The following is a 585-nucleotide window of genomic DNA, read 5'->3' as shown; positions in this document are numbered from 1 at the left end:
GGGGCGGCGAAGCCCTGCAACTGCACCGCGCTGTCCCGCAGCACGACGGTCGCGGCGACGATCGAGTCCCCGGCGACCTCGACCCGCAGCTCCATGCCCTCGACCCCGGGCACGAACAGCCCGCCGAGGTCCACGCGGCCCTCACCGGGGTTGCCGACCTCGGAGATGTCCCACGGTCCGTCGGGGCGCGGCGCGGGCGGCAGGCTTACCTGCTCCGCCTCCTCGGCCGAGTCGTCGGCCACGTCGTCCGCCGTGTCCTCGGCCAACTCCTCGGCGGCCACGCCCTTGTCGACCTGGTCGACGGCGTCCTCACTGCGCTTGCGTCGACGTCCGAACACGTCACTGTCCTTCCCGGTCGGCACCGACCGAAGAGTATCCATTCCCACCCGATGAGCCGCCCACCGCGGCATGGCCCCCCGTGGACCCGAAGCCCCCCTCGGCGCGCGCCGAGCCGGGAAGCTCCACCACCTCGTGGAAGCGCACCTTCTCCACCTGCTGGACGATGAGCTGGGCGACCCGGTCGAACCGCTCGAACCGCACGCTCTCGCGCGGGTCCAGATTGACCACGATCACCTTGATCTCCCC

Annotated in this window: 1 protein-coding gene and 1 pseudogene; both read right to left on the bottom strand. The window is 71.8% G+C overall.

Annotated elements, in window-relative coordinates; all coding sequences use genetic code 11:
• Positions 1-338, bottom strand: a 338-nt coding sequence (locus tag KUM32_RS36105) for a DUF3710 domain-containing protein (RefSeq protein ID WP_217146131.1), incomplete at its 3' end; no start/stop codon positions are given.
• Position 339: 1 nt separating this feature from the next.
• Positions 340-585, bottom strand: a pseudogene (locus tag KUM32_RS36100) (dUTP diphosphatase); the annotation flags it as partial.

It is taken from the genome of Streptomyces sp. AC627_RSS907, assembly GCF_019049165.1.
The sequence above is the reverse complement of the archived record's forward strand: the minus strand, read 5'-3'. Positions and strand labels throughout refer to the sequence as shown.